At 66.3% G+C, this 1159-nt stretch carries 1 protein-coding gene and 1 pseudogene; both read right to left on the reverse strand.

The annotated features are described in order from the left end of the window. A partial coding sequence (locus MOV75_RS39055) for a flagellar motor protein MotB (protein WP_309487011.1) occupies positions 1-725 on the reverse strand: 725 nt, incomplete at its 3' end. Between the two features lie 6 nt (positions 726-731). Further along, positions 732-1159, reverse strand: a pseudogene (locus MOV75_RS39060) (hypothetical protein); the annotation flags it as partial.

The following is a 1159-nucleotide window of genomic DNA, read 5'->3' on the forward strand; positions in this document are numbered from 1 at the left end:
GGTCCCGGCGGCAGCAGCGGCGACAGATTTGCGGACGATGCATCCGTGCTCGGAGCCACGCTTCCGCCAGCATCGTCCGCCCTGGCACGGCGCGCCTGCGGCTCGTTCTGATTTGTGCCGGACGCGCCGTCGCGCGCGGAGGCATTCGGTTTGGACTCGCTTTCGATCATGCGATCCGCGTCCTTGGACGCTTGCGGCGCCAGCTTCCAATAGCCGGGGTCGAAGGGATCACGGTAGGCGTCGCCGCCCTTGAGACCATCCTCTTCGGCGGACGAGAGCGCGCCGGCGCGCCGCTGGCCCGAGGCCTGGTTCGCGCTGCTCGCGATCTCGGCGAGCGTCGCGTAGGGGTCGCGGAACAGCACCTTCTCTTCATAGAAGGGCGGCTTCTCGGCCGTCGGGGAATCGCCGCGGCGTTCTTCGTTCGGGCCTGCCGGTTGACGCCGGCCGTCCTGACCTTCGAACGACGACGGCTCTTTCTTGGAAAGATCCTTAAGACCCTTCGGCGCAGGCGCGTTCTCCGCGAGCTTGATCGGGTTGAAATAGCTCGCGACCACCTGCTTCTGGTCCTGGTTGAGTGCGTTGAGCAGCCACATGACCAGGAAGAACGCCATCATCGCGGTCATGAAGTCCGCGTAGGCGATCTTCCAGACGCCACCGTGATGCGCCTCCTCAGCGAAGGCGCTGCGCCGGCGGACGATCACGAGCTCATGTTTGACCTCTTCCATGGCGGATTACCGGCGCGCTTCCTTCAGGCGTTCGCTCCAGGCCGAGATCTGCGTCTCGATCACGGTCTGATCGGCCACGGCGCGAACCTCCAGCGCCTCGGCGGCCTCGTATTCGATGCCGACTCGCCTGGACGCCTCAAGCTGTGTCTTCACGAGGTCGAGCAGCTCGCTCGGGCCGGTGACCTTGAACGCCGGCACCGACGAGTTGCCGGTCAGGGCCGCAATCTGCTCCACCAGCGATCCGATCGCCTTGTCGCGGACCGCGTCAGCGAGGAAAGGCAGCAATATCCGCGCAACGGAGCTTGCGATGTTGGTCTCGATCTCGCGGCAAGCCGCCTCGAAGCCGCTGACGATCGCGACCGCCTGCTGGTCGGACCATTTGGCGCGCTCCTCGCCGAGCCGGATCGCGCTGCGGACGCGCTCCTCCGCAAGCC

Source organism: Bradyrhizobium sp. PRIMUS42 (assembly GCF_023006515.1).
Classification (GTDB): domain Bacteria; phylum Pseudomonadota; class Alphaproteobacteria; order Rhizobiales; family Xanthobacteraceae; genus Bradyrhizobium.